The sequence below is a fragment of the Oxynema mangrovii CENA135 genome, from assembly GCF_016632315.1.
Taxonomy (GTDB): domain Bacteria; phylum Cyanobacteriota; class Cyanobacteriia; order Cyanobacteriales; family Laspinemataceae; genus Oxynema; species Oxynema aestuarii.
Map to the genome: position 1 here is coordinate 2,770,307 of NZ_JAEOXH010000001.1, position 24,518 is coordinate 2,794,824.

General features: G+C 50.4%; 18 protein-coding genes and 2 pseudogenes. 12 read left to right on the top strand and 8 right to left on the bottom strand.

The features are described from left to right. Positions 1-25 precede the first annotated feature (25 nt). The 3 genes from JJD41_RS10810 to JJD41_RS10820 all read right to left on the bottom strand — a co-directional run bounded on the left by JJD41_RS10810 (position 26) and on the right by JJD41_RS10820 (position 2,602). Complete coding sequence (locus tag JJD41_RS10810; RefSeq protein ID WP_200665926.1) at positions 26-697, bottom strand: cyanoexosortase A system-associated protein; 672 nt, start codon at positions 695-697, stop codon at positions 26-28. Further along, positions 691-1,533, bottom strand: a complete 843-nt coding sequence (crtA, locus tag JJD41_RS10815; RefSeq protein WP_200665927.1) for a cyanoexosortase A — start codon at positions 1,531-1,533, stop codon at positions 691-693. The genes JJD41_RS10810 and crtA overlap by 7 nt, the downstream gene beginning before the upstream one ends. Before the next feature lie 382 nt (positions 1,534-1,915). Beyond that, the gene (locus JJD41_RS10820) at positions 1,916-2,602 is read right to left on the bottom strand and encodes a PEP-CTERM sorting domain-containing protein (protein ID WP_200665928.1); all 687 of its coding nucleotides are present in this window, start codon (positions 2,600-2,602) and stop codon (positions 1,916-1,918) included. Between the two features lie 998 nt (positions 2,603-3,600). Here JJD41_RS10820 and JJD41_RS10825 point away from each other — a divergent pair. Beyond that, the gene (locus tag JJD41_RS10825; RefSeq protein ID WP_370583784.1) at positions 3,601-4,479 is read left to right on the top strand and encodes a tetratricopeptide repeat protein; all 879 of its coding nucleotides are present in this window, start codon (positions 3,601-3,603) and stop codon (positions 4,477-4,479) included. 213 nt (positions 4,480-4,692) lie between these two features. On the opposite strand, the gene JJD41_RS10830 is transcribed toward JJD41_RS10825, so the two are convergent. Beyond that, a complete protein-coding gene (locus JJD41_RS10830; protein ID WP_168568184.1) occupies positions 4,693-5,103 on the bottom strand; it encodes a response regulator in 411 nt (136 codons plus the stop codon). A gap of 168 nt (positions 5,104-5,271) precedes the next feature. On the opposite strand from JJD41_RS10830, the gene JJD41_RS10835 reads away from it, so the two are divergent. From JJD41_RS10835 to folE, 4 genes and pseudogenes are all read left to right on the top strand, one after another. Next, the gene (locus JJD41_RS10835; RefSeq protein ID WP_200665929.1) at positions 5,272-7,875 is read left to right on the top strand and encodes a DNA gyrase/topoisomerase IV subunit A; all 2,604 of its coding nucleotides are present in this window, start codon (positions 5,272-5,274) and stop codon (positions 7,873-7,875) included. A gap of 214 nt (positions 7,876-8,089) precedes the next feature. Beyond that, entirely contained in the window at positions 8,090-9,085 is a 996-nt protein-coding gene (gene hemB, locus JJD41_RS10840; RefSeq protein ID WP_200667229.1) for a porphobilinogen synthase, read from the top strand. Between the two features lie 180 nt (positions 9,086-9,265). Further along, complete coding sequence (locus tag JJD41_RS10845; protein ID WP_200665930.1) at positions 9,266-10,342, top strand: CobW family GTP-binding protein; 1,077 nt, start codon at positions 9,266-9,268, stop codon at positions 10,340-10,342. Positions 10,343-10,423: 81 nt separating this feature from the next. Beyond that, positions 10,424-10,891 (top strand): annotated as a pseudogene (folE, locus tag JJD41_RS10850) (GTP cyclohydrolase I); the annotation flags it as partial. Positions 10,892-10,912: 21 nt separating this feature from the next. Here the strand turns inward: folE and JJD41_RS24755 are convergent. Next, complete coding sequence (locus JJD41_RS24755; protein WP_234488498.1) at positions 10,913-12,097, bottom strand: transposase; 1,185 nt, start codon at positions 12,095-12,097, stop codon at positions 10,913-10,915. A 106-nt stretch (positions 12,098-12,203) separates the two neighbouring features. Between JJD41_RS24755 and JJD41_RS10860 the strand changes: the two are divergent. Next, positions 12,204-12,383, top strand: a pseudogene (locus JJD41_RS10860) (GTP cyclohydrolase I); the annotation flags it as partial. Between the two features lie 270 nt (positions 12,384-12,653). Here the strand turns inward: JJD41_RS10860 and JJD41_RS10865 are convergent. Continuing rightward, on the bottom strand, positions 12,654-12,914 hold the full coding sequence (locus JJD41_RS10865) for a MoaD/ThiS family protein (RefSeq protein ID WP_200665932.1): 261 nt from the start codon (positions 12,912-12,914) through the stop codon (positions 12,654-12,656). Positions 12,915-13,217: 303 nt separating this feature from the next. On the opposite strand from JJD41_RS10865, the gene JJD41_RS10870 reads away from it, so the two are divergent. After that, on the top strand, positions 13,218-14,729 hold the full coding sequence (locus tag JJD41_RS10870; RefSeq protein ID WP_200665933.1) for an alanine/glycine:cation symporter family protein: 1,512 nt from the start codon (positions 13,218-13,220) through the stop codon (positions 14,727-14,729). Between the two features lie 52 nt (positions 14,730-14,781). Here the strand turns inward: JJD41_RS10870 and lipA are convergent, their stop codons facing one another. Continuing rightward, positions 14,782-15,726 (bottom strand): lipoyl synthase, encoded by a 945-nt coding sequence (gene lipA / locus JJD41_RS10875; RefSeq protein ID WP_200665934.1) that lies wholly within the window; start codon positions 15,724-15,726, stop codon positions 14,782-14,784. Positions 15,727-16,133: 407 nt separating this feature from the next. Between lipA and JJD41_RS10880 the strand changes: the two genes are divergently transcribed. Continuing rightward, the gene (locus JJD41_RS10880) at positions 16,134-16,682 is read left to right on the top strand and encodes a response regulator transcription factor (protein WP_370583785.1); all 549 of its coding nucleotides are present in this window, start codon (positions 16,134-16,136) and stop codon (positions 16,680-16,682) included. A gap of 93 nt (positions 16,683-16,775) precedes the next feature. Further along, the gene (locus JJD41_RS10885) at positions 16,776-17,819 is read left to right on the top strand and encodes a bifunctional heptose 7-phosphate kinase/heptose 1-phosphate adenyltransferase (protein WP_200665935.1); all 1,044 of its coding nucleotides are present in this window, start codon (positions 16,776-16,778) and stop codon (positions 17,817-17,819) included. Positions 17,820-18,092: 273 nt separating this feature from the next. Here the strand turns inward: JJD41_RS10885 and JJD41_RS10890 are convergent, their stop codons facing one another. Next, positions 18,093-19,817, bottom strand: coding sequence for a CapA family protein (locus JJD41_RS10890; protein WP_234488585.1), 1,725 nt, complete (start codon positions 19,815-19,817; stop codon positions 18,093-18,095). 172 nt (positions 19,818-19,989) lie between these two features. On the opposite strand from JJD41_RS10890, the gene rfbB reads away from it, so the two are divergent. The 3 genes from rfbB (at position 19,990) to clpB (ending at position 24,501) form a co-directional block, all read left to right on the top strand. Beyond that, positions 19,990-21,093 carry a dTDP-glucose 4,6-dehydratase gene (gene rfbB, locus JJD41_RS10895; protein WP_200665937.1) on the top strand — a complete coding sequence of 368 codons (1,104 nt, stop codon included), beginning with the start codon at positions 19,990-19,992 and terminating at the stop codon, positions 21,091-21,093. A gap of 180 nt (positions 21,094-21,273) precedes the next feature. Further along, positions 21,274-21,426 (top strand): hypothetical protein, encoded by a 153-nt coding sequence (locus JJD41_RS10900; protein WP_200665938.1) that lies wholly within the window; start codon positions 21,274-21,276, stop codon positions 21,424-21,426. A gap of 453 nt (positions 21,427-21,879) precedes the next feature. Continuing rightward, positions 21,880-24,501 (top strand): ATP-dependent chaperone ClpB, encoded by a 2,622-nt coding sequence (clpB, locus tag JJD41_RS10905; RefSeq protein WP_200665939.1) that lies wholly within the window; start codon positions 21,880-21,882, stop codon positions 24,499-24,501. Positions 24,502-24,518 lie beyond the last annotated feature (17 nt).

The window sequence follows — 24,518 nt, forward strand, 5'->3', positions numbered from 1 at the left end:
TGAGGTGAAACAGACTGACAAAAATTTAAGAGGAAGGAAAAAGAGGTCGCCACTGTTGGTACCAGGAAAACCAAACGTTTTCTAAAGTTGAATAGGTTTGTTCGAGAGACTCTGGGTCAGTTGTGGCCGATAAAACTGTCCAAAGACAAGTAAAATCTCGGAGTTCCTGTTGGCCGATCAGCCATAGTAGAATCCGAGGAGGGGTTAAGTCATGGCTATTACGATTTTGGCGGAACTCATCCCCGGTTACGGTGGTTTCTCCACGGGGATTGATGCAAGCACTCAGATAAGCGCGATCGCCACTCGCCCATAACTGATAGGTACCTATATTTTCACGCTCGCGTACTGCTAGTGTACCAGCCAATGTCTGGGTCTTGAGATATTGCTTAATAAACCCCCTAACATCTCCTTCGGTTTGGACGATATAGTGCATTTGAATATCGACCGAGCGATCGTTACGAGAGTATTGATAGTCTCTGGCGGCAATTCGGTTGGAATCCTCGACCGTGGCGATCGCCGAACTGCTTTCAAGTTGCCAGCCTTCTAAGTTGACGGCATCGGGAAAATTAAACTCGCTAATCCGTTGGGTACTCCCCGGAACAAAAATTACTTTTATCGTCCCGAGTAGTACGGCGCAAAAGGTAACTGCCAGAAACCCGATTCTAATCGGTTGAGACCATATTTTCTCTTTTAGCACTGTTGCGAATCCTCTTTATCGGGAGGGGTTCTCAAAATAAAAAACCAACAAATCAGCCCAAAAATGAATACTCCTAAAATAGAAAACACGAGAGAACCATCGCCGTAGTGCCAGTATTCAAAGGCTTCTCGCGTGGAATAAGCCACGAGTAGTCCCATTAAGGCCACTCGTACCCCATTGACTACAAATCCAAGGGTAATGGCAATTAAGGGAAGCAAGATTTTTTGTTTCAAAGTTGTGGGAAACATAAATAAAAATAAGATGGCAATTCCCAAAATTTGAATCATGGTGCCATAACCGGAACACCCGGAGTACACTTCAATACTCCCGGTGGGGAGTTGGACTAAAACCCCGTCTCTTTGGACGGGAAAGCCCATATACCATAACAAAAGTGCGGAAAATTTTGCCGTTACGGGGGTGATGTCGTAAATTCCCAATAACAGACCTGTAGAAATCGAGATTAGGGACAGAATTAACAGTTCTTGCCAGTATTGTTTGAGACCTTTAAAGCCGGAGGCTAACAGAGCGAGTCCGAAAGCCGAGAGAAAGGGAGAAACTCTTAAAAAAATGTCGTATTCGGAAATTGAAATACTTTTGAGCAGGACGATCGTGAGAATCCCCAGTCCAACTAGACTGGAGAAGAGATCGCTTTGTAAGTTTAAATGTTTGGCTCTTTCCCGCAGTAAAAAGGCGGCGGCTCCCCAAAATAGAAAACTCGCTCCCAAGACGTCGATATTGTCCGATCTCCAAGTTAAGGTTAAGTGAATGGCAATTAAACCTGCTCCAATTGCCACTAACCAAGATCTCGGCTGTTGCAAGGTAGTAGACCAATTCATTGAATTTTCCCTCTAGTTTGACTGGAAGGCAGCACGGTCAAGGCTTAAGAATAATGGATTTGGCGCTGAAAATTCGGTCAAAATTTGACCTTCCACCCGGGCACTCGATCGCCCGAATTTACATTGAATCTCAACCCTAGCCTGAATGCTCGAACCTGTCTGTTTCTTCAATCCAGATTGCTAGAAGCACCCCAATGCTCTATGAATACTAAGGTATTCTAGTGCGCTTTTTTCACCGATGGAAGTTTGGCGATCGACTCCAAAGGAGTATCGCCCCTCGTCAATCCAGGTTAGTCGCGAAAAAAGGAGTTGGCAAATCTGCCAACTCCTAGGAGTAACTGAAGTTACAAGTCATATAACGGCGCGTGGTTGAGAGAAGCGCCTAGCTGATTTCGCCGGATTGTTTGTTGCGACGACGGCGGGCGATCGCCAAGCCAGCAGCACCCAGAGCCATCCCCCCAATCGTGAAGGGTTCGGGAACGGCTTCAGCCGTCACGGTGAAATCGTTGAAGTCCTTATCGCTACCGCGTCCTCTTACATCTTCAAAGGAAATGGACAGAGGACCGCTAAACGGATTCGCAGAAAGGAAGGAGCCTGCATTGCTTAATGCTACACCTTCGGTATTACCACTAGAACCAAAGACGGCTTGTTGAGAATTTTGGTAATTCAAACTGCTGGTACTGTAGACAGTGGCAGCCGCATTCCCTTTATAAGTACTGGTCAATCCCAGGGTGTAAACTTTTCCAGCCAGGAAGGTGAATGTCTTGGTTGTAGAATCGACCAAATTGGATGCAGTCCCTAAAAATCCGTTGGCCGAACCGTTATCAGAACCGTTTACTTCTTCAAACAGTGTCGCAACAGAAGATCCGAGGGAATCTACTTCAAAAATTTTCAGCGCCGAGGTAAACGCACCGTGAGTTTGGCTGAAGTTGAAGCGGACTTCCGTATCTTGCTCGAAACTGATTCCGTTGGCTCCAAACATAAACGCTTGTGCTGGAGCGGCGACACCGAGCATTGCGGTAGCAGCAACGGCGGCGGTCAAACCGGGGATAAATTTGTGTTGAGTCATGATTGCACTCCCTAATCTAGTTTCTAGTTCCTATGTTCCTATTATGATCCGTCCGTGGAGATTGTCTCCCCTGTCGAAGAATTCTTTATAGAATCTTCATAGCTTCCCTATTTTTACTAAGCTTGCACTAAGACTTATTCAACATACTTATTAGCTTATCTGAGTTGCAAGTCAAGTGCCTACGATCTCACTCATCCTTTCGTTGTGACTTCAGTCACAAATTGCCAGGAACCTTGTGTATTAAGGGTTTTCGAGTTTAAAGATGGAGTAATTTTAGTTAGAAACCTTGACGATCGCCCCACATCTCCAATCCGATCTCAGCCTTCAAAATAATTGAATTCATTCGTTATATCCGTGAAAATACGTATATTTTTTGAAGTTTTTATCTGAACAGTTAAAATAAGCTAGTTGATTTTACGGAATTGTCCAGTAAAGCTATAGCAAAAGAGGAAAAACTGAGAACGGGTGTAAAACGATCGCCAGCGATCGCGCGCCAGAGACGAACACCTCCATTCGGCTCGGATCGACCTGTTAATTTGTTTCAATTGTAGCAAATTCTACGATCCGGTACGATCCGCGTGGATAAAAGGCTAGAACGGATTTTAAGCATCGCCGATTTTATCTAAGTCAGCTACACTTTACCCAGTGACTTTTGCAGAGTGAGTGTTAATAAACCCTGTCCTCTCAACGGTCAAGATCGAAACTTCGGCAAGTCAGATCGATTTTGAGTGGGTGGGATCGGGGCAGTTGAAATTGGGCGTGGAAAGGGTGGGGGAATGAAGCGATCGCGTCAGAGCGCGACCCTGAGAGAGCCAGAGATTTGTACCGCTCGAGGAAAAAAACAACTGTAAATCGTTAAACTGATCGTGAGGCGATCTTTTCGAGGGAGAACCCCGTCTTCCCGAGATCCCCTCAAGAGATTTCCGGTTGTCGAAAAAGCAACTCGAATCAGAAAACAGCGAATAAACAGTGAATTGTATTGTTTTCAAGGCGGTACAGTGCCAAATCGTAATTTTTTAATTCCTCTGTTCGTCAGTCTGGGTTTGTGGACGGTTCCCGCACCGATGCAGGGACAGGCGTTACTGCCCTATACCCTAGAACTGGATGCGACTCAATTAGAACAACAAGGATTGATGCTCGCTGAAGAAGCAGCTCAACTGGCCAGATTTCAGCAATATGAATTAGCCTTACCCAGAGCTAAACTGGCGACGCAACTGGCGCCGCAAACCTCGCAAGCGTGGGCGATCTTAGGCAGTTTGTACTTACAAACCGATGAAGTCGATCGAGCCATTTCGGCATTGGAGCGCGCTCAAGAACTCGATCGCGAGAATCCCTCCATTTTCTTTGCGTTAGGTTCGGCGCATTTTCAAAAGCAACGCTACGCGCGTGCGGTGGAGCAGATTGAAGCGGGTCTAAAACTGCAACCGGACATTCCGGGAGCCTTATTCGATTTGGGTAATGCCTATTACATGCTCGAAAAGTTCTCCGAAGCGATCGCCCAATACGAACAAGCCCTGGAAAAAGACCGAACCTTCTGGCCCGCCGTCAATAACATCGGTCTGATCGAGTACGAACGCGGGGACATCGAGACGGCGATCGCCAAATGGCAAACAGCGATCGACATCGATCCCGAAGCGGCGGAACCTCAATTGGCAGTAGCGGTAGCCTGGTGGGCGCGAGGACAACAAGAACGGGGCTTACGCATCGGTGAAGCGGCATTACGCTTGGATCCGCGCTACGGGGATCTGGAATTTCTCAAAGAAAACCTGTGGGGCGATCGCTTGCTCGCAGATACGAAAAAATTCTTCCAAACCCCCCGAATTCAAGCAATGCTCGCACAAAGTGGAGTCAGCGCACCAAATTCTAACGTTCCCTAAAGACCGAGTGGGGGTTGCGGTGGGATCGACGAGAAGGGGATCGGGCTGAGGCGATCGGAGTCGCGATGGAACGTCGAATCTCCCCAGGTAGACGGGCGATCGTGTCGATTCGGAGTCGAAGCGGTGCGGCCAAAGCCAATAAACCAGTCTCGGCGAGCCTTCGCCTGCAATCGTATTTCTTGGCTGGCGCGTCACCGGAAACGCGAACGAGAGCTATTCTTTGCCCGTTTCTTTCGGCAGTAAAGCCGTAATCGAATCGACAAACTCTTGGTGGTCCACGACGGGCTTTGAGATGTAGCCGTCGGCCCCACTCTGATCCAGAAACGACTCGCGATCGCCCGCCATCGCGTGAGCCGTCACCAAAATAATCGGTAACTTAGCCGTTTTGGGGTCGGCTTTGAGCATCTGCGTAATTTTGATGCCATCGACCGCCTTTCCTTGATAAACACTACGCGAGAGGGAAACGTCCATTAAAATCACGTCGGCTTCTCCGGCATGAGCAATTTTCATCACCTCTTCCACATTTTCGGTATGCTTGACGTTTAAACCCCCGCGCTTGGTGAGGATCTTAGAAAACACGCGAGCATTGACTAAATCGTCCTCAACAATTAGAACGGTTCTCATGGCGCTTTCCTTTTAGCTCGATGTGTAGGATGCACTCATCAATCAGACTATCGATTTTGATAGTACGCTGACAAAGTGTCCTGAAACTTCCTATTCGCTAACAATAGCGTCATTGGACTCAAATTGCAGGACACCGTTGAAAGTTGGTTTGTTCAGGAACGGAAACTCATGGCGAAACAGTTAAACCTACTGTCCTCCGGACAGGTCATCCCGACTGCCTTGCACGCGGAAATGCAACAGTCTTACCTCGAATATGCCATGAGTGTGATTGTTGGGAGAGCCTTGCCTGACGTCCGCGATGGCTTAAAACCCGTTCACCGCCGCATCTTGTACGCGATGCACGAATTGGGTTTGACCCCCGATCGCCCCTATCGCAAATGTGCCCGCGTCGTCGGCGACGTGCTCGGTAAATACCACCCCCACGGCGATCAAGCCGTTTACGACGCGATGGTGCGCTTGATTCAAGACTTTTCCAGCCGCTATCCGCTTTTGGCGGGTCACGGAAATTTCGGCTCGGTGGATAACGACCCACCTGCGGCCATGCGCTACACCGAAACCCGTCTCGCCGAAATCGGCAATGAAGCTTTACTCGACGAGATTGGAGAGTCTACGGTCGAGTTTATCGGGAACTTCGACAACTCCCAACAAGAACCGACCGTTTTACCAGCCCAATTGCCTATTTTACTGCTCAATGGCTGTTCGGGGATTGCCGTGGGCATGGCGACGAACATTCCGCCGCACAATTTGGGCGAAATTGTCGATGGGGCGATCTCCTTGATCGATCGCCCGACCCTTTCCGACGACAAACTCTTCGAGTTGATCCCCGGCCCGGACTTTCCCACGGGAGGCGAAATCGTCGAAACCGACGGCATTCGCAGCGCCTACACCACCGGACGCGGCATCATCCCCGTGCGCGGCGTTACCCAAATTGAGGAAATCCAGGGGGGACGAGGGCGCCACCGCCGCACGGCGATCGTCGTGACCGAGTTACCCTTTCAAGTGAACAAAGCGGGCTGGATTGAAAAGGTCGCCGATTTAGTCAACCAAGGTAAACTCGACGGGATCTCCGACATCCGCGACGAGAGCGATCGCGAAGGCATTCGCGTCGTGATCGAACTGAAACGAGAAGCCGATCCCGACACCGTACTCTATCACCTCTACCACCAAACCCCCTTACAAAATAACTTCGGGGTGATTCTCCTCGCCCTCGTAGACGGTCAGCCCAAACAACTGCCCCTACGGGAGGTTTTACAGGAATTTCTCAATTTTCGAGAACAAACCCTCACCCGCCGCTACACCCACGAACTCGAAGAAACGGAAAATCGCCTGCACTTGCTCGAAGGCTTGCTCGCGGCGTTAAACCACCTCGACGAAGCGATCGCGATCTTACGCAACAGTCCCGATGGCAGCACGGCGAAAATTACCTTTCAAGAGCAACTCAACTTGAGTGCGGCGCAAGCGGATGCGATCCTGGCGATGCCACTGCGCCGGATTACCGCCTTAGAACGGCAGAAAATTGAGGAAGAACAAGCCCAACTCGAAGCCAAACGCAAAGAATTGAAGCGTTTGCTCGGCGATCGCCACGAACTGCTCAAAGAACTTAAAAAACACTTGCGTTCTCTCAAACGCAAGTATGCCGACCCACGACGGACGCGAATTATTTCGGAACGAGAAGCGGCGGCAGCTACGGCGAAGGCCAAACCGCGCCAATCGGGTAAAACCCGCGAAACTTCCGGCGGAAAAGGAAAAGCGGATGCGGGCAAAACCCGTAAATCGTCTCGTTCCCGTGCGACTCCCGCAACGGCAGAATTAGAACTGCCTCCAGAAGAGGCGATCGTCGGGTTTACCCAACGCGGCTACGTCCGGCGATTGTCCCCCGGAGCGATCGAACCGAAGGAAAACCACCGCCGCAAAACGGCAACGGTGGAAGAACTCGCCGCCAATGAAGATTTTTATACCCACAGCGAGTTAACGAAGACCGATCGCGAGATTTTGGTCTTTTTAACGACCGGGAAAGCCTATTCGGTGAAAGTCGGCGACATTCCACCGACCACGGGACGCAATGCGAAAGGAACGCCGTTGATTACGTTGTTGCCCCCGTCGGCGCAAGGGGATCCCGACGCGATCGCCGCCCACTTGATTCGCTCGGACGAACCGACAAGCACCAATTTGATCCTCTTAACCCAGCGCGGTCGGATCAAACGCCTGCCGCTATCGGAGTTCGAGAACCTCAGCGCGCGCGGGCTGACGGCGTGCAAACTCAAAAATGGAGATGCTCTGGAACGGGTCGTTCTCGCCCGTCGTCACCAGCAACTGGCGATCGCGACCTCCGGCGGTCGGTTGCTGCGCTTGGCGATCGACGACGAGCATTTACCGATTTCAACGCGCACCTCCCAACCCCAATCTGCCTTGCGCTTGGGTAAGGGAGAACACCTCGTCGGCTGCGTGGCCCTGCGCGATCGCGACCATCTGATCCTCGTTTCCCGCCAAGGTTACGCCAAACAACTGCCCCTCAATTTAATTCGACTCGCCAAACCCGGGGATTTGGGAATGCAATCGATGCCATTTAGATCGAGAGAAGACGCCTTGGCGGGCATTTTTTCCCCGCCGCCGGACAGCGATTTGATCGTGTTGACCGATAGCGATCGCCTCTTGTCCGTTCCGGTGCGATCGATCCCCGTCAAAGGCAAAGACGATCCCGGCGATCGCCTCTCCAAATTTAAAGCGAAAGAAGAAATCGTCTCTTTACTCAGTTCCGCCAGTACGATTTAAACCCGTCGAACGCTCCATTGAGCCTCTTTCCTCTCCCTACAATCCGCTTGCATTTCGATCGGGAGCCAATTTTGGCTCCCTTTTTCGTCCCCTTTTTTTGGTTGAGACACGCAAACGCGGCTAGAATAAAAAATGATAATCATTCTAAAAAAGGAGTCCCGACGTGTCTCAATTGAGAGTCCCAACCTCCTCCCAGTCAGAAACCCTTACGGAAATTGATGCGAGCCTAACCCTTTTCCAGAGACAGCGTCCTCGTCGCCTGCGTCGTAGCGAAGGGTTGCGACGCATGGTGTGCGAAACCAGCTTGAGCGTGGATAATTTGGTTTATCCCTTATTTGTTAAGGAAGGAGAAGGACAACCGGAAGCAATCCCCTCGATGCCCGGATGTTTTCGCTACCCCCTCGATCGGTTACTTAAAGAAATCGAACAAGCATGGGAATTGGGGATTGGGGCGATCGCCCTGTTTCCCGTCATCCCCAACGAATACAAAGACCGTCGTGGAAGCGAAAGCTACAATCCCAACGGGTTAATTCCCCGAACTCTTCGCGCCATTAAACAAGAATTTCCCCAAATGATGGCGATCTCCGACGTTGCCCTCGATCCCTACAATAGCCAAGGACATGACGGTATTGTTGAAAACGGCAAAATCCTCAATGACCAAACTGTAGCCGTCCTCGTCAAGCAAGCATTAACACAAGCAGAAGCTGGAGCTGATTTTGTTGCCCCCTCCGACATGATGGACGGTCGGGTAGGAGCGATCCGCCAAGCCCTCGATGCCGCAGGTCGGGCAGATGTCGGTATTCTCGCTTATACCGCCAAATATGCCTCTGCTTACTACGGACCGTTTCGAGATGCCCTCGATTCGGCTCCCCAGTTTGGGGATAAAAAGACCTACCAAATGGATCCGGGCAATGGTCGAGAAGCCCTTAAAGAGGTCGATCTCGATATTGAAGAGGGGGCTGACATCGTCATGGTCAAACCAGCCCTGGCATATTTAGACGTTATTTATCGCATCAAAGAGCATACCCACTTACCTGTTGCAGCTTACAACGTTAGTGGCGAATACGCGATGGTAAAAGCAGCAGCCCAATGCGGTTGGATTGATGAAAAAAAAGTGATGCTCGAAACCTTGACCTGTATAAAACGAGCGGGAGCCGATTTAATTCTCACCTATTTTGCTAAAGAGGTTGCGGCTTTATTAGCCGGGTAAATCCGTTGTCAATCGGGATATTTCCACGATCGCTCCATGGCGAATGGAGTGCGGTTATTGCACCTGCGATCTGAGTCCGATCGGTGAAGGGTTTGCAACTTTTTTTAGTTAATGAAGCTGCTCTATCGATCCTTTGAATTTCTGTCAAAATTGCATCACTACGTTGAGGAAAAGCAGACGATGGACGATCCAAACAAGAAAGTTTTATGGGTTCCCAAACGAGGGATGCCCATTACGATAATTACCGGATTTTTGGGGAGTGGGAAAACCACCTTGCTCAATCATATTTTGAGTAACAATAAAAACCTGAAAATCGCCGTTCTGGTTAATGAATTTGGCGACATCAATATTGACAGTCAATTGCTGGTTTCTATAGATGAGAATATGTTAGAACTGAGCAATGGCTGTATTTGCTGTACGATTAATGATGGTTTAGTCGATGCCGTCTATCGTATTTTAGAACGGAGCGATCGCATCGACTATATGGTAATTGAAACTACCGGAGTTGCCGATCCCCTGCCAATTATTCTGACCTTTCTTGGAACCGAACTGAGAGACTTTACCCGACTCGATGCGATCGTGACGATGGTCGATGCGGAAAGCTTCACACCAGATTGCTTTGACAGCGAAGCAGCTTTAAAACAAATTGCTTATGCAGATATCACCATTTTGAATAAAACTGATTTGGCAACACCGGAGAAAGTAGAGAGTTTGGAAGCTTATATTCGCACGATTAAAGAAGGGGCGAGAATTCTTCACAGTCAACATGGAAATGTACCGCTTCCCTTAATTTTAGATGTGGGTCACAACCAGCAAGAAACTTATGACGAGTTACTGGGAGAAGGCGATCGCCCGACGCACTCGGATAACGATCGCCAAGATCCTAAAGATCGCCATCACCATCACCACCATGACCACCATGACCACCATGACCACCGTCATTCTTCCCATTTAGATAATGATGGCTTTGTCTCGATTTCATTTGAGAGCGATCGCCCCTTCGAGGTCAAAAAATTTGAAACCTTCTTACAAGAAAGATTGCCACAAAATGTGTTTCGAGCAAAAGGGATTATTTGGTTCCAAGAAAGCGAGTTAGCCAATATCTTTCAACTGAGCGGTCCGCGCTTCGACTTGCAAACCGAGCAATGGAAAACGTCACCCAAAAACCAACTCGTATTTATCGGTCGCGATCTCAATAGAGAGCAAATCCGACAACAGTTAACGGACTGCCTGACCCGAACGCCCAGTTTACAGTAAGGGTCACTGACTTTCAGCAACCATTGCTTGAGAACCATTGCTCAATAACGATTGTTTCATCCCCTCACTCACCGATCGCTTATGAATTTCTCTATTTCACCGGACGGGATTGACGCCAAACCGACGCCAAACCGACCGCCGTCTCCGGTCTCCGAAGCGCAGATGCAACAAGCTGTGCGAACCCTTTTACTGGGGATGGGAGAAGATCCCGATCGCGAAGGCTTGCGAGATACGCCAAAACGAATGGTTAAAGCGCTGCGCTTCTTAACTTCGGGTTACCAGCAATCTTTAGACGAACTGCTCAACGGTGCTATTTTTGAGGAAAATACGAATGAAATGGTGTTGGTACGCGACATCGATCTGTTTAGCTCCTGCGAGCACCATATTTTACCCATTCTCGGGCGAGCCCACGTGGCGTATATTCCCAATGGCAAAGTCATTGGTTTGTCTAAAATTGCCCGTATTTGTGAAATGTATGGCCGTCGCCTTCAAGTTCAGGAGCGACTGACACAGCAAATAGCAGATGCGTTGCAAGGATTGCTCAAACCCTGACTGCCTGACACATCTTTTCTAATTGACAGTATGACCAGGTTTACAAACAATGGAGCGAACTCGATCAAACCAGATGTGGTCATAATAGTGATGCTTGGCTTTGAGGGAGGCGAAACAAGGTTGAGGGTCATTGGGTAACAACGCAACGCAAGGCAGCAAAGTCCGTCCTTTATGAATTACCCCTCGCAGCCAGCGGAGTCCAATTTTGAGATAGCTTATACCACGTCGCCAATGCGGATCTACCTGTTGCCTGAAGCCAGCGATCTGCACCGCCATGCCTTGGGAGGTAGCAAACAGCAAGGCAATAGCAGCGACCAGATAAAGGCGTTCAAGGGCGGCAGCAGAGCGCAAGCGTGAGTCTTCTAACTCAAAAGCACCCGACTTGCTATCCAAAAATAATTCCTCTACCTGAAACCTTTTGGCATACTGCCAGAGTGTCTGCAAGCTCGGAGGTTCATCAGTGACCACTGCCCAAGATTCTTTAGCTCCCTGTACCGTTGCAATGACTAAGTTACAGCGATGCTCGCCGTCAAGCCACAAGCCCACATTTTGATAAAGTCTGGCTTCGCCGAGGGGAGGATAAAGCGTCCCAACCTTCAAAGGATAACGTCTTGTGGTGTGGATCAAGACATCACAGGGTAATCGCAGACAGTAATGCCAGTGGCTGTGCCGTAACCATTTCATTAATTCATGATTGGCAAAGCCTCGGTCGGCTAAGAGCATCACATCCTGATGATGCCGCAACAGCCATCGAGCACGGCGCAAAACCGGTTGGTACTCCTCAAAGGCAACAGTGGCACTGCCATGTTCTAGGACTCGCCACAACAAGGGAACCGCCCGTCCACAGCACACTACCGACAGGTGAATCATGCAAAAGCGCTCCCACAAAACCGTCGTATCCAAGGCTAAATACAATCGCTGTTGCTTCCATCCACTCAGAGCCGCTAGCACCAACGGTAAGTAAATCGCCATCACGCGAATGCGGTTATTGTCCATAAATCGTTGCCAGCGCCGCTCCGTACTTTGCGCTTTCTTCGCTCGACTCAACACATATGGCTCCCATGCAGCCAGATTCAATTCTCCGCTATAGAGCAAGGCACTCACCATCCATGCCAGCGCTTTTAAGTGGCGCCAATCGCAGACGCGGCTATGTTGACTTAATTGATTGAATAGTTGACCATACAAATGGGTAGAGGTTCTCATGTGTTTAGGCTGTTGTGTGGTAACTCTAGCTTCTCATGATTCTCTACCCTCTTCGCTCATGTCCTCGTGCTTCTTGGCTTTCACCTACTTCTGTCAGGCAGTCAGGCTCAAACCTCAAGGGGTTGCAGTTGTCGTGGAAGCCACCCACATGTGTATGGTGATGCGCGGGGTGCAAAAGCCCGGTTCGTGGACGGTGACCAGTTCGATGCAAGGGGTGTTTGCGGAGGATGCGAGAACCCGACAAGAATTCATGGATTCGATCCGTCATCATCCATCGTTTCATTAACGATTGGGGCGATCGCCTGACCAATACCATCGGTCGAAATCGATCGGGTTGAATACGTTGTTCAAGCGAACGCCCATTCAGATAAAACCGTTGAGAAAAAAGACCTGTAGGTTTGATATTGTCCAAACTTGCAGGTTTTTTCTACAGGGTCGGAACTTTTAAGTCGATCGCGAATTGCAGGTGCAAAATCTCGTCAACCTTACCCGCCGCATGGGGTCGGGATCGATCGCCCGATCGGTCAAAAAGTGGTTTGCATTAACAGTAAAGAGACTAACCGCCACTGACCGGAGGAATCAAGACGACTTCATCTCCGTGTTGGAGGGGGGTATCGGCGCTGACGAATTGCAAATTGACGGCGAAACGAGTCACCGGACGCCACCGTTCCAATTCGGGATGTTCGCCGACGAGGCGATCGAGGACGGTGACGACGGGGGTATTCGGGGGCAACTGTAAGGTTAATTGTTCGCAATTGTAAGCTTCTTGGTAAGCGGCAAATAATTTGAGCGAGATGGTTATCGAAGAATCAGTCATCGCAGCAGGGAAACAGACAGTTATTTTTTAAGGATACGCAAGGGAAGATCGCCGATAACAGTGGAGACATGGACAGGCGATCGCGATCGCTCGGCTAAAAGCACCCTAGACAATCGAACGCAACGCAGTACAATTGCGACACAATCGCGGCGGAGATGACGGCGGGCGATCGCCTTGCTCCCGCGTCAACAACGAGCGGATTGCTCCCGACGAAATCACCCCAAACTTGGGGAAGTGTTTCCGAGAGCAACTTACTGTCAACTAAGCCGATAGGATCCTTCCTAGTATCGACCTCTCTGGACTATGAAACAACGCTGGCTGTTAATTTTACTCTTTGCCTTGACGCCCACCGTGGCTTTGGCGCAAGCCGAACCGGAAGCGCCCCAAACCCTCGTCAATCAGATCGATGCCATTTTCACCCCGATTGTTAACACGATGGCATCGGTTCTTTTATTCGATGTTTTTAGCGTTCCGCTCATCGTTCTCTGGCTAGTTGCGGGGGCGATCTTCTTTACCTTCCGCATGGGATTTATCAACTTGCGCGCCTTCAAACACGCTTGGTTCGTGATTGCAGGACATTACGACGATCCGGCGGAAGAAGGCGAGGTTACCCATTTCCAAGCTCTCGCCGCCGCCCTTTCCGCCACCGTAGGATTGGGAAATATTGCCGGGGTGGCGATCGCCGTTTCCGTCGGCGGACCGGGTGCGATGTTCTGGATGACAGTAGCCGGGTTATTCGGAATGACCAGTAAATTTGTCGAATGTACCCTGGCACAAAAATATCGGATCCACCTGGGTAACGGACAAGTTGCAGGCGGTCCGATGTACTACTTATCCAAAGGGTTGAGCGAACTGGGTCTGCGTCCTCTAGGTAAGTTTCTAGCGGCTTTGTTTGCAATTTGCTGCATTGGGGCGGCATTTGGAGGCGGGAATATGTTCCAAGCCAACCAATCTTACGTCGCCGTCGCGGGAGCTTTCAGCCAATTATTCGGGGAAAATACGACCCTGCCGAGTTGGATTTACGGGGTCGGCATCTCGATCCTCGTGGCGTTGGTCATTATCGGTGGAATTCGACGAATTGGCGCGGTCGCTGCCGCCTTGGTGCCGTCGATGTGCGCGATCTACATCCTGGCTTCTCTTTGGATTATTTTAGTCAACTTACCTGCGGTTCCCGGTGCTGTTGGCAGCATTATTTCGGAAGCATTTCTGCCGAAAGCGGTTGAAGGCGGCTTTATCGGGGTGTTAGTGCAGGGGTTGCGCCGTTCGGCGTTCTCCAACGAGGCGGGATTGGGTTCGGCGGCGATCGCCCATGCTGCCGCACGCACTCACGAACCCGTGCGCGAAGGGATTGTCGCCTTACTCGAACCGTTCATCGATACGGTAGTGATCTGCAACATAACTGCCTTGGTCGTCGTGATTACCGGGGAATATGCAGACAAGTCCACGGCGCCGGGAGTGGAAACGACGGCGGCAGCGTTCGGTACAGTCATCCAGTGGTTCCCCTTGGTGTTGGGATTGGCGGTGTTCTTATTCGCGTTCTCGACGATGATTTCCTGGAGTTACTACGGCGAACGCGCCTGGACTTATCTGTTCGGCGAACAAACGATGATTGTTTACCGTTTGATGTTCGTGGTTTGCGTGTTTATCGGGTCGGTGGTCAATTTGGGTGCCGTTCTCGATTTTGCCGACATGATGTTATTTTCGATGGCTTTTCCGAACATCCTCGGCGCTTTCTTGCTCTCGAATAAGGTGCTAGACGATCTCAACGATTACATGGCCCGATTGAAGAGCGGCGAAATGCCAGTGTTTAAGTAATCGGTCGGGTGGGAAAGAGGGTTTTTCTCTTTCCCCTCGTTCCCCACTCCGGTTAGGGGGTTTCGCCTGCGTGGTAGGAACTGCGAACGAGCGGTCCGGAGCGAACGTGGGAAAAGCCCATGTCGCGGGCGATCGCCCCGAGGCGGTCGAACTGTTCGGGGGTCCAGTAGTGGCGCACGGGCAAGTGTTCCAAAGACGGACGCATGTACTGCCCCAAGGTCAGGCGATCGCAGCCCACGGCGCGCAAATCTTGCAAGGTTTCGATAATTTCCGCTTCGGTTTCGCCGTGACCGAGCATCAAGCCGGATTTGGTCGGCAGGCTCGGATCGCAGTCTTTGACGTAGCCCAGGACGTCCAGGGAGCGATCGTATTTCGCCCCCCGACGCACGGGGCCTTGCAGGCGCCGCACGGTTTCGATGTTGTGGTTGTAACACGCGGGTCGAGCGGCGACGACGGCAGCGATCCGATCTCGTTGTCGCTCGAGCGGCGATCGCCCCGGCTCCTGTCCGCCCCAAAAATCGGCGGTCAGCACTTCGATCTCGGTTTGGGGACGGCGATCGCGAATTGCTGCCATCGTCGCTACAAACCGACCCGCCCCCCCGTCGGCGAGATCGTCGCGGGCGACGCAAGTTAAAACCACGTAGCGCAAATCGAGTAAGTCCACGGCTTCGGCGACCTTCTGCGGTTCGTCCGGATCCAAGGGCATCGGCGCGTGACCTTTATCGACTTGACAAAAGGCGCACGAACGGGTGCAAATCGGCCCCATGAGCAGGAAAGTCGCCGTTTTGCGGCTGTAACATTCCCCTCGGTTGGGACAGCGCCCTTCTTCACAAATCGTGTGAATTTGACGCTGTTTGATAATTTTTTGAACCGTAGAAATTTCGCTGGCTTTGCCGATGCCTTTTTGGCGCAACCACGGGGGCATCGCCGCAATTTCGGCTTTGAGGCTAGAGGTCGTATTGGCGTTGGAGACGGTGCGATCGGTGTTGAGAGACATACAATCTGGCTGGATGAGTCGGCTAGGCGCGGTTCAACCCGCCTAATCTCAGGACATTTTAGCCTAAGCGGCGATCGCCTATCGGTTCCCGGTCGCGCGGCAGGGGCGATCGCGCATTTTGCTCGATCCGATCTTTCAATCGGTTATGCTTGCCCGTATCGGAGGGCTATTCTAGTGTAGGGAGATTAATCTAGGGCACAGACCCACCCCCTGCCCCCGTGCGCCCAACACATACAGATCGGCGCAAACGGACAAGCGCGGTCAAGATAGATTAATCTATAAATCTATCATCCAAGCTAAGGCGAGCTATCTCAAATCGCCTCTCGGATGAGACGCAGACCGATCGGGGTCTGACTAAGCGGTAACGCGATCGCAAAAGCTTTCACTCACCTGCAGAGGAGTCACTCGTGGCAAACAAAATCCTGGTTATCGATGACAGTAAGGTCATCCAACGGATGGTCAAAGAAATGTTACCCGCAGGCAATTTTGAAGTCTTAGAAGCCAGAGACGGGGAACAGGGACTGAAATTAATCCGTTCTGAAAATCCCAACCTGATCATGCTCGACTTCCTCTTACCAAAAGTTAGCGGTTGGGAAGTGTTCCAACAGCTCCATAAAATGTGGAACACTCAGGGAAAAATGACCCCCCTCGTGTTAATGTCGGGGCGAAAAGAGGAAGTGACCGAGAAAATTTCCGAACCGTTCGAGTTTTTTGAATTTATCGAAAAACCTTTCGAGAAAAAGTCTCTGATCGAAGCGATTAAAACTTCAATGGCGAAAGCCAAGAAGTGGCCACCAAAAGGGGCGCCGAAGGCAGCTCCCGCAGGGTCGGCGGTCGGCGGGTCGGAGGAAATTAAGGCGATCGAACAGAGAATGGCGAAGATGCAGGCCGAAATTGACGCTCTGAAGAAGCAAAACGCCCAAATTCTCAACTTTATTAAGCAAAAGCTTAAATAGTTGCTCGGTTTCCAGCGATCGCGGCGAACGGCTGACAGGGATTTCACGGGAAAGCCCCGAAATGTCGATCGCTCCTGCCCCCTTTCGATCTCAATGACTCTAGATTCTCTATTTGTCGCCCAACTGCATCGGTCCGCAACCCGGTTGAGCGATCGCTTGCAGCAGTTTTCCCGAGTCCGCGTCCTCGTCGTCGGCGACTTGACCCTCGACGAGTTTCTGACCGGACAAGTCGAGCGCATCTCCCGCGAAGCCCCCGTCCCCATCGTCCGTCACGAAAGCACCCGACAAGTCCCCGGTGGAGGAGCCAATGCGGTTTACAATTTGGCGAAGTTGGGTGCTCAAGTTAAAGTAGCCGGGTTGGTCGGTGAAGACGAACCGGGTCGGGCGTTATTGAGCATTTTTGAAGGAGTAGGCATTGATACGAGCGGGATTTTGCGCGATCGCGATCGCCCCACGGTCACCAAAACCCGCATTTCGGCGCATTCCCGCCAGTCCGTCACCCAGCAAATCGTGCGCATCGATCGCAAATCCGACGCCCTCCCCCATCCCGACTTGCAAGCGCGACTCGCCGACTACATCCGCCAGCAGCATTCCGCCGTCGATGCGATTCTCTGTTCGGACTACGGCGATGGCGTCCTCACCTCCCGGACGATAGAGGCGGCCCTCAAACATCCGTTAACCGTCGTCGATACTCAAAAGCACCTCGACCGCTACCGAGGCGCCAGTTTATTTACCCCCAACTTACCCGAAGCCGAACAAGCCCTCGGTTACAAGATTGACACCCTCGCCACTCTCGAACGCGCCGGAGGCGATTTACTCGATTTGACCCAAGCGGACTATATTTTGATCACGCGCGGCGAACAAGGGATGAGCATCTTCGATCGCGCCGGAACAGTCGCTCACATCCCCGCCTTCAATCGCACCGACGTCTTCGACGTTACCGGAGCTGGCGATACGGTGGTCGCCGTTCTCACATTGGGATTGGCCGTGGGTGCGACCCCCTGGGAAGCCGCCGTTTTAGGCAATTTAGCCGCCAGTTTGGTCGTGCGCCAGTTCGGAACCGCCACGACCACGATCGCCCAAATGCAAGAGGCGTTGTTCGAGTTGGTTCACGGAGATAGAACGAACCCGTCTTGAGTTGCTCTACGGAAACAAGGACGGTGGTCTTAGATACTCGTTAGCCAATTTAAAGACTGTTGAATGTTAAACATTAACAGCCCGGTTTGAGAGGAGACCATCGCCAGAACATCAAACAATAAATGACGGCCATCCGGTTACCCCAACGCTCTCGATGTTTCTATTCTGCTTCTATTGGGTCTTGTAGGGATTTGATAAGCCAACCTAGAGAAGTAGGGGTTTGGTAACCAAACCCCTACAAGATTTTTTGATATTTTCTCGATCGAAACTCTCTTAAGGTTCTTTTACCACCAGTTGACCCCGACTGTCGATCGCCAATGGAGTATTGGGAAAATCGCTTTCGATTAAATTGCGAAGGAATTGAACCGAACGGAAATATTGGTCGATATAGGGGATACCCGGTTCTTGGATATAGACGGGAATCACCTTCCCCGCAATTAAATTTCCTTCGATATCTAATTCCGTTTCTAAAATTAATGAATAACTGAGATTTCCGCCTGTGGATAAGGTTCGATATCCGATAAAATTCCCTAAAGAATAAGCGATTAATTTGCCTTTATAAAGTTCTAAAGCTCGGGGAACGTGCGGACCGTGACCCAAGACTAAATCGGCACCTGCATCGATCGCCGTCCGGGCGAAAGCAACCACATTGCCGCGATTTTCTCCGTAAAATATCTCGGTTCGATCGCTCACGTGGACGGCGCCGGAACCCTCGGCGCCAGCGTGCATGGAAACGATGACAATACTCGCATTGTTTGCAGCTTTTTCGACTAAAGTTTTGGTTGCGGCTAAATCGAGAAGGGAATTGTGAGCGTCGTAAGGACTAAAAGCAATAAACGCAACTGGAATATTTTTAATCGTTAAATAAATAATTTCGTCTTTTTCCCCTAACGGCGTTATTCCTACTGCTTTTAAAGTGGCGATCGTCTCTTGAATCCCGACTTCGCCAAAATCAAAAGAATGGTTATTGGCTAAATTAAGAACGTCAAACCCAACTTCTTTTAAGATTTTGGCATAGGCGGGAGGATTGCGAAAAGCAAAGGTCATCGAACCGCTTACATTTTTGGCAGAAAAAGGATGCTCGGTCAAGGTACTTTCAAAGTTGCCAAATAGAAGATCGGCACCTTGTAAATAAGGTTTGACCGATGCAAATAAGCTGTGAGGATCTTGCGGGAGTTTATGACTGGGAAAGTTGGTACCGGGAACGATATCTCCAACCGCTTTGATGGTAATAGAGGTGCTGGGAATGGAGGCTTGGAAGTTATTGACAACTTGGCTGTAGTCTGCAATCAGTTTTTCTTCCGCTAAGGGTTGCAGGGGAGTTACAGAAGTTGGGCTTTTTAAGGGGTTTTTAGGAACAGAAAGGGTGACGCTGGCTAAGTTTTCTTCGATCGCCGAAAATAAGGGCAAAGGATCCTGTCGATCGGTCGTGGCGATCGCCCCCCAACTACTGCCGATTAACAAACTCGAAAGTCCCAAGAGTCCTACCACAAAATAGGGCATTTGTAATCGGGTATTGCGCTTATTTTTATTTCTTTTGCGATCGGAATTTACCTGGGGCGATCGCTCATTTTTCTGTGGAGAAAGACCCCCTGCAAGGACGGTGCGATCGCCGATTTTTGATGATTTCTTGACAGAATTCTTGAGTTCAAATGCTTGATGCCATACTGGATTTTGAGAACCGCGCGGACGTCCGTAAACGCGAACCGAATCGATAGTTTTTAAATCTAATTGCAGCAAGCATTTGCGAATAAATTGCACGCAATTTCCGGGGGAAGGTACGCGATCGCCCTCGATTAGAATATGGAGGCCACGCTCTTTTCTACGAACTTGAGCACAGAGGCGATACCCTTGCAAAACCCGATTGAGAAGAGTGGCAATCGCCGTTGGATCGCCTTGCTTAGCTAACGCAAAAACTTGTTCGTTTCCCACCGTTGTTTCCTCACACTGCGCGATCGCTCTACCCATCATACGAGTGGAGACGGAGGATTCGGACAAAAATCACTTAACTTTTCTAAATATTTAAAATTTCCATGCTTTAGCCCTCGGTTACGGTATTTTAAAAATAGACCTCTTGCACAATGGTCAAAAGCTCCATTTTTTAATGGGCTTGCTTCCCTAATTGGGCAAGAAGACTAATGGTTGTTATAACTTCAGAAAATTTGCCTGCATGACCTCGACCCCTACCCCATCTCAACAGAGAACTGCCCGTCGCATCTTGATTACAGGCGGGGCAGGTTTTATCGGATCGAACTTCGTTCACCATTGGTGTCGTCGCTATCCGGGCGATCGCGTCGTGGTTCTCGATGCCCTCACTTATGCAGGCAATCGCGCCAATTTAGCGACCCTCGAACGACTTGACAACTTTCGTTTCATCGCGGGAAATATTTGCGATCGCGCCCTCGTCGATACCCTTTTAATTGACGAACAAATCGATACCATCGCTCACTTTGCCGCCGAATCTCACGTCGATCGCTCCATCCTCGGTCCCGGCGCCTTCATCGAAACCAATGTCGTCGGAACCTTCACCTTACTCGAAGCTTACCGCCAACATTACACCCAAAATCGAGAGCTAATTTCAGACAGAGGGGGTCTCTTCCTTCACGTTTCCACCGATGAAGTATACGGCAGTCTCGGTCCGAACGACCCACCCTTCAGCGAAACTACGCCCTACGCCCCGAATAGCCCCTATTCTGCCTCCAAAGCAGGCAGCGATCACCTTGCCCGCGCCTACTTTCACACCTACAATATCCCCACGATTATCACCAACTGCTCCAATAATTACGGTCCCTATCATTTCCCCGAAAAACTGATTCCGTTAATGTGCATTAACATGCTGTTGGGGAAAGCATTACCCGTTTATGGTGACGGTCAAAATATTCGCGATTGGCTTTATGTCGAAGATCATTGTAGTGCCTTAGATACGGTGATTCACAAGGGGAAACCTGGGGAAAATTATAATATTGGCGGCAATAACGAAGTCAAAAATATTGAGTTGGTAAAAATGTTGTGTCAGTTAATGGACGAATTGGCAGTAGATCTGCCCGTCAAACCCGCAGAAGACCTCATTACCTTTGTGAAAGACCGTCCCGGACACGATCGCCGCTACGCGATCGACGCCACAAAAATTAAGACCGAGTTGGGATGGCAACCGTCCGTCACCGTGGAAGAAGGATTGAGAAAAACGATCCGATGGTATCTCGACAATCAAGCTTGGTGGCGACCGTTACTTTCGGAAGAATATCAAGCCTACTACCGCCAGGTTTATGCTTAATGGTCTTCAATTGTACTCAGTTTGGATGATGCGATCGCGCTGTTGCACGTCGAGTCATCCTTTTGGGAAGCCTCGGCGATATGTCGAAAAATGCCCTAAATTTTCATCGCTGCGACATAGGAAGTTCATATTGATTCGTTTTGATGAAGATACGAACTTATTGATTGAGGAGAAAGACCGATGTCTTTCAATGTTGCTAAAACAATCAATTTCCTTTTAGAAGGAAGTTTAGAAATTTTTAGCCCTAACCACGATAACTATCCTGCGATCGGAATTCAACCGTTTACTGGTGAAATTTGGCATCCTAAAAAGGGAGAAGATACCAAGTCTTAATAAAAATAACGATTGGTTGATATCTCTTGATTTCTGTTTGCTTATCCTAATCTAGTTTCCTGTAAGACATACCCATCCATTCCAATCACCCGAACGAATTAGAGTGAATTGTTAAAGATTGATTTGGGGTTCTCCTCTCCAATCAATCGCGCGCTCGCTCTAGTTCGTTTTTCTTATGATTTTAAATTTTAGATTTTAGATTTTAAATTTTAGATTTTAAATTTTAAATTGAAAGGATAAATCTTTTTTGGGAGGGGCGAGCCAGATCTAGGGCGACGGCGGGCAAGATGGGCGCACCACACAGAGGCGTTGAGAATTTAGAGTTGAGATTCCCTCTACGCCTGACTCCCGAGACGGGGATTCTACCTATTTTTACCGTGAACACCGATCCGGGCGATCGCCGCAGAATGCCTACAATTGAGCTGTAACGGTTATCGGGTCAGAAGCCAGCTTATGCAACCTAATAATCCTAATTTATTTACAGAAAAAGCTTGGGCGGCGATCGCCGCCACCCCGGAACTCGCCAAACAGGCTCAACAGCAGGAACTTCAAAGCGAACATCTCATGAAATCCCTGCTCGACGGAGCCGGATTGGCAGCCAATATCTTTAATAAAGCTGGAGTTCCCGTCCAGCAACTGCGCGATCGCACCGAACAATTCATCAACCGCCAACCCAAAGTAAGCGGGTCGAGTTCCGTCTTTCTCGGACGCAGTCTCGACACTCTCCTCGATCGCGCCGACGAGTATCGTAAAGCCTATAAAGACGAATACATTTCCATCGAACACCTCGTCTTAGGCTTTCTCAAAGACGATCGCTTCGGGAAAGGACTCTATCAAGAATTTCAACTCGACGAACAAAAACTCAAAACCACGATCGCCCAAGTGCGAGGGAGCCAAAAAGTGACCGATCAAAATCCCGAAGGGAAATACCAAGCCTTAGAAAAATATGGCCGCGATCTCACCGAAGCCGCGCGTCAAGGCAAACTCGACCCCGTGATCGGTAGAGACGACGAAATTCGGCGGACCATTCAAATTCTCTCCCGGCGGACCAAAAATAACCCCGTCCTCATCGGCGAACCCGGCGTCGGTAAAACCGCGATCGCCGAAGGACTCGCCCAACGCATCATCGCCGGAGATGTCCCCCAATCCCTCAAAGACCGTCGCCTGATCGCCCTCGACATGGGCGCCCTCATCGCCGGGGCTAAATTTCGCGGCGAATTCGAGGAACGCCTCAAAGCCGTCCTCAAAGAAGTCACCGACTCCAACGGCAATGTCATCCTGTTTATCGACGAAATTCACACCGTCGTCGGCGCCGGAGCTACCCAAGGGGCGATGGATGCGGGGAACTTGCTCAAACCGATGCTCGCTAGGGGCGAACTGCGCTGTATCGGCGCCACGACTCTAGACGAATATCGCAAATACGTCGAAAAAGACGCCGCCTTAGAACGCCGTTTCCAACAGGTTTACGTCGATCAACCTTCCGTCACCGACACGATCTCGATCTTGCGCGGTTTGAAAGAACGCTACGAAGTTCACCACGGCGTTAAAATTTCCGATAATGCCCTCGTCGCCGCCGCGTCTCTGTCCAGTCGCTACATCAGCGATCGCTTTCTCCCGGATAAGGCGATCGACCTCGTAGACGAAGCCGCCGCTAAACTCAAAATGGAGATTACCTCCAAACCGGAAGAACTCGACGAGATCGATCGCAAAATCGTCCAACTGGAAATGGAGAGGCTATCGTTAAAAAACGAAACCGACACCGCCTCCCAAGACCGCCTCAAACTCCTCGACAAAGAGATCGAAAACCTCAAAGAACACCAACGCACCCTCAACAGTCAGTGGGAATCGGAAAAAGACACGATCGAAAACATTCAAACCATTAAAGAAGAAATCGATCGCGTCAACATCGAAATTCAACAAGCGGAACGCAGCTACGACCTCAACCGCGCCGCCGAGCTCAAATACGGCAAACTCAACGAGTTACAAAAACAACTCGAAAACGCCGAACGACAACTCGAAGCCAATCAAAAAGGCGGTCAAACCCTGCTGCGCGAAGAAGTCACCGAATCCGACATCGCCGAAATTATTTCTAAATGGACCGGAATTCCGATTAGTAAATTAGTCGAATCGGAAAAAGAAAAACTCCTGCACCTCGAAGAGGAACTACACCAGCGCGTTGTCGGTCAGGAAGAAGCGGTAACCGCCGTCGCCGATGCGATCCAGCGATCGCGCGCCGGACTCGCCGACCCCAACCGTCCCGTCGCCAGCTTTATCTTCCTCGGACCGACCGGGGTGGGGAAAACGGAACTCGCCAAAGCCCTCGCCGCCTATTTATTCGATACTGAGGAGGCGATGGTCCGCATCGACATGTCGGAATATATGGAGAAACACGCCGTTTCCCGCTTGATTGGCGCGCCTCCGGGATATGTCGGTTACGAAGAAGGCGGACAACTCAGCGAAACGATCCGGCGCCGTCCTTATGCGGTGATTCTGTTCGACGAAATCGAGAAAGCGCATCCCGACGTGTTTAATATCATGCTGCAAATTCTCGATGACGGACGCATCACCGACGCCCAAGGTCACACGGTGGACTTCAAAAATGCCGTGATTATCATGACCAGCAATATCGGGTCTCAGTACATTCTCGATCTGGCGGGGGACGATTCCCGGTACGAAGAAATGCGATCGCGGGTTATGGACGCCATGCGCGGCAATTTCCGCCCCGAATTCCTCAATCGCATCGATGAAGTTGTGATTTTCCACAGTTTGCAGAAACATCAATTGCGTCAAATAGTCGAACTCCAACTCGGTCGCTTGGCGCAACGCTTGGCGGACCGCAAGATGTCGATTCAACTCTCGGAAGGGGCGATCGATTTCTTGGCGGAAGTTGGCTACGACCCCGTTTACGGCGCCCGTCCCCTCAAACGCGCCATCCAACGGGAGTTGGAAACCCAAATTGCTAAAGCGATTCTACGCGCCGAATTTAACGACGGCGACTCGATCTTTGTCGATGTCGAAAACGAACGCCTCTCGTTCAAACGTCTCCCGTCGGAGTTAGTGACGACCTCTCGGTGACATCCTCCCGAAGCTGA

Bases quoted from the DNA above. Each gene is read 5' to 3' on its own strand.
- JJD41_RS10885 (WP_200665935.1), top strand. From the start codon at position 16,776: ATGACTCTAGATTCTCTATTTGTCGCCCAACTGCATCGGTCCGCAACC.
- JJD41_RS10900 (WP_200665938.1), top strand. From the start codon at position 21,274: ATGTCTTTCAATGTTGCTAAAACAATCAATTTCCTTTTAGAAGGAAGT.
- rfbB (WP_200665937.1), top strand. From the start codon at position 19,990: ATGACCTCGACCCCTACCCCATCTCAACAGAGAACTGCCCGTCGCATC.
- JJD41_RS10870 (WP_200665933.1), top strand. From the start codon at position 13,218: ATGAAACAACGCTGGCTGTTAATTTTACTCTTTGCCTTGACGCCCACC.
- JJD41_RS10830 (WP_168568184.1), bottom strand. From the start codon at position 5,103: ATGAGAACCGTTCTAATTGTTGAGGACGATTTAGTCAATGCTCGCGTG.
- JJD41_RS10865 (WP_200665932.1), bottom strand. From the start codon at position 12,914: ATGACTGATTCTTCGATAACCATCTCGCTCAAATTATTTGCCGCTTAC.
- JJD41_RS10820 (WP_200665928.1), bottom strand. From the start codon at position 2,602: ATGACTCAACACAAATTTATCCCCGGTTTGACCGCCGCCGTTGCTGCT.
- JJD41_RS10845 (WP_200665930.1), top strand. From the start codon at position 9,266: ATGGACGATCCAAACAAGAAAGTTTTATGGGTTCCCAAACGAGGGATG.
- clpB (WP_200665939.1), top strand. From the start codon at position 21,880: ATGCAACCTAATAATCCTAATTTATTTACAGAAAAAGCTTGGGCGGCG.
- crtA (WP_200665927.1), bottom strand. From the start codon at position 1,533: ATGAATTGGTCTACTACCTTGCAACAGCCGAGATCTTGGTTAGTGGCA.
- JJD41_RS24755 (WP_234488498.1), bottom strand. From the start codon at position 12,097: ATGAGAACCTCTACCCATTTGTATGGTCAACTATTCAATCAATTAAGT.
- lipA (WP_200665934.1), bottom strand. From the start codon at position 15,726: ATGTCTCTCAACACCGATCGCACCGTCTCCAACGCCAATACGACCTCT.
- JJD41_RS10835 (WP_200665929.1), top strand. From the start codon at position 5,272: ATGGCGAAACAGTTAAACCTACTGTCCTCCGGACAGGTCATCCCGACT.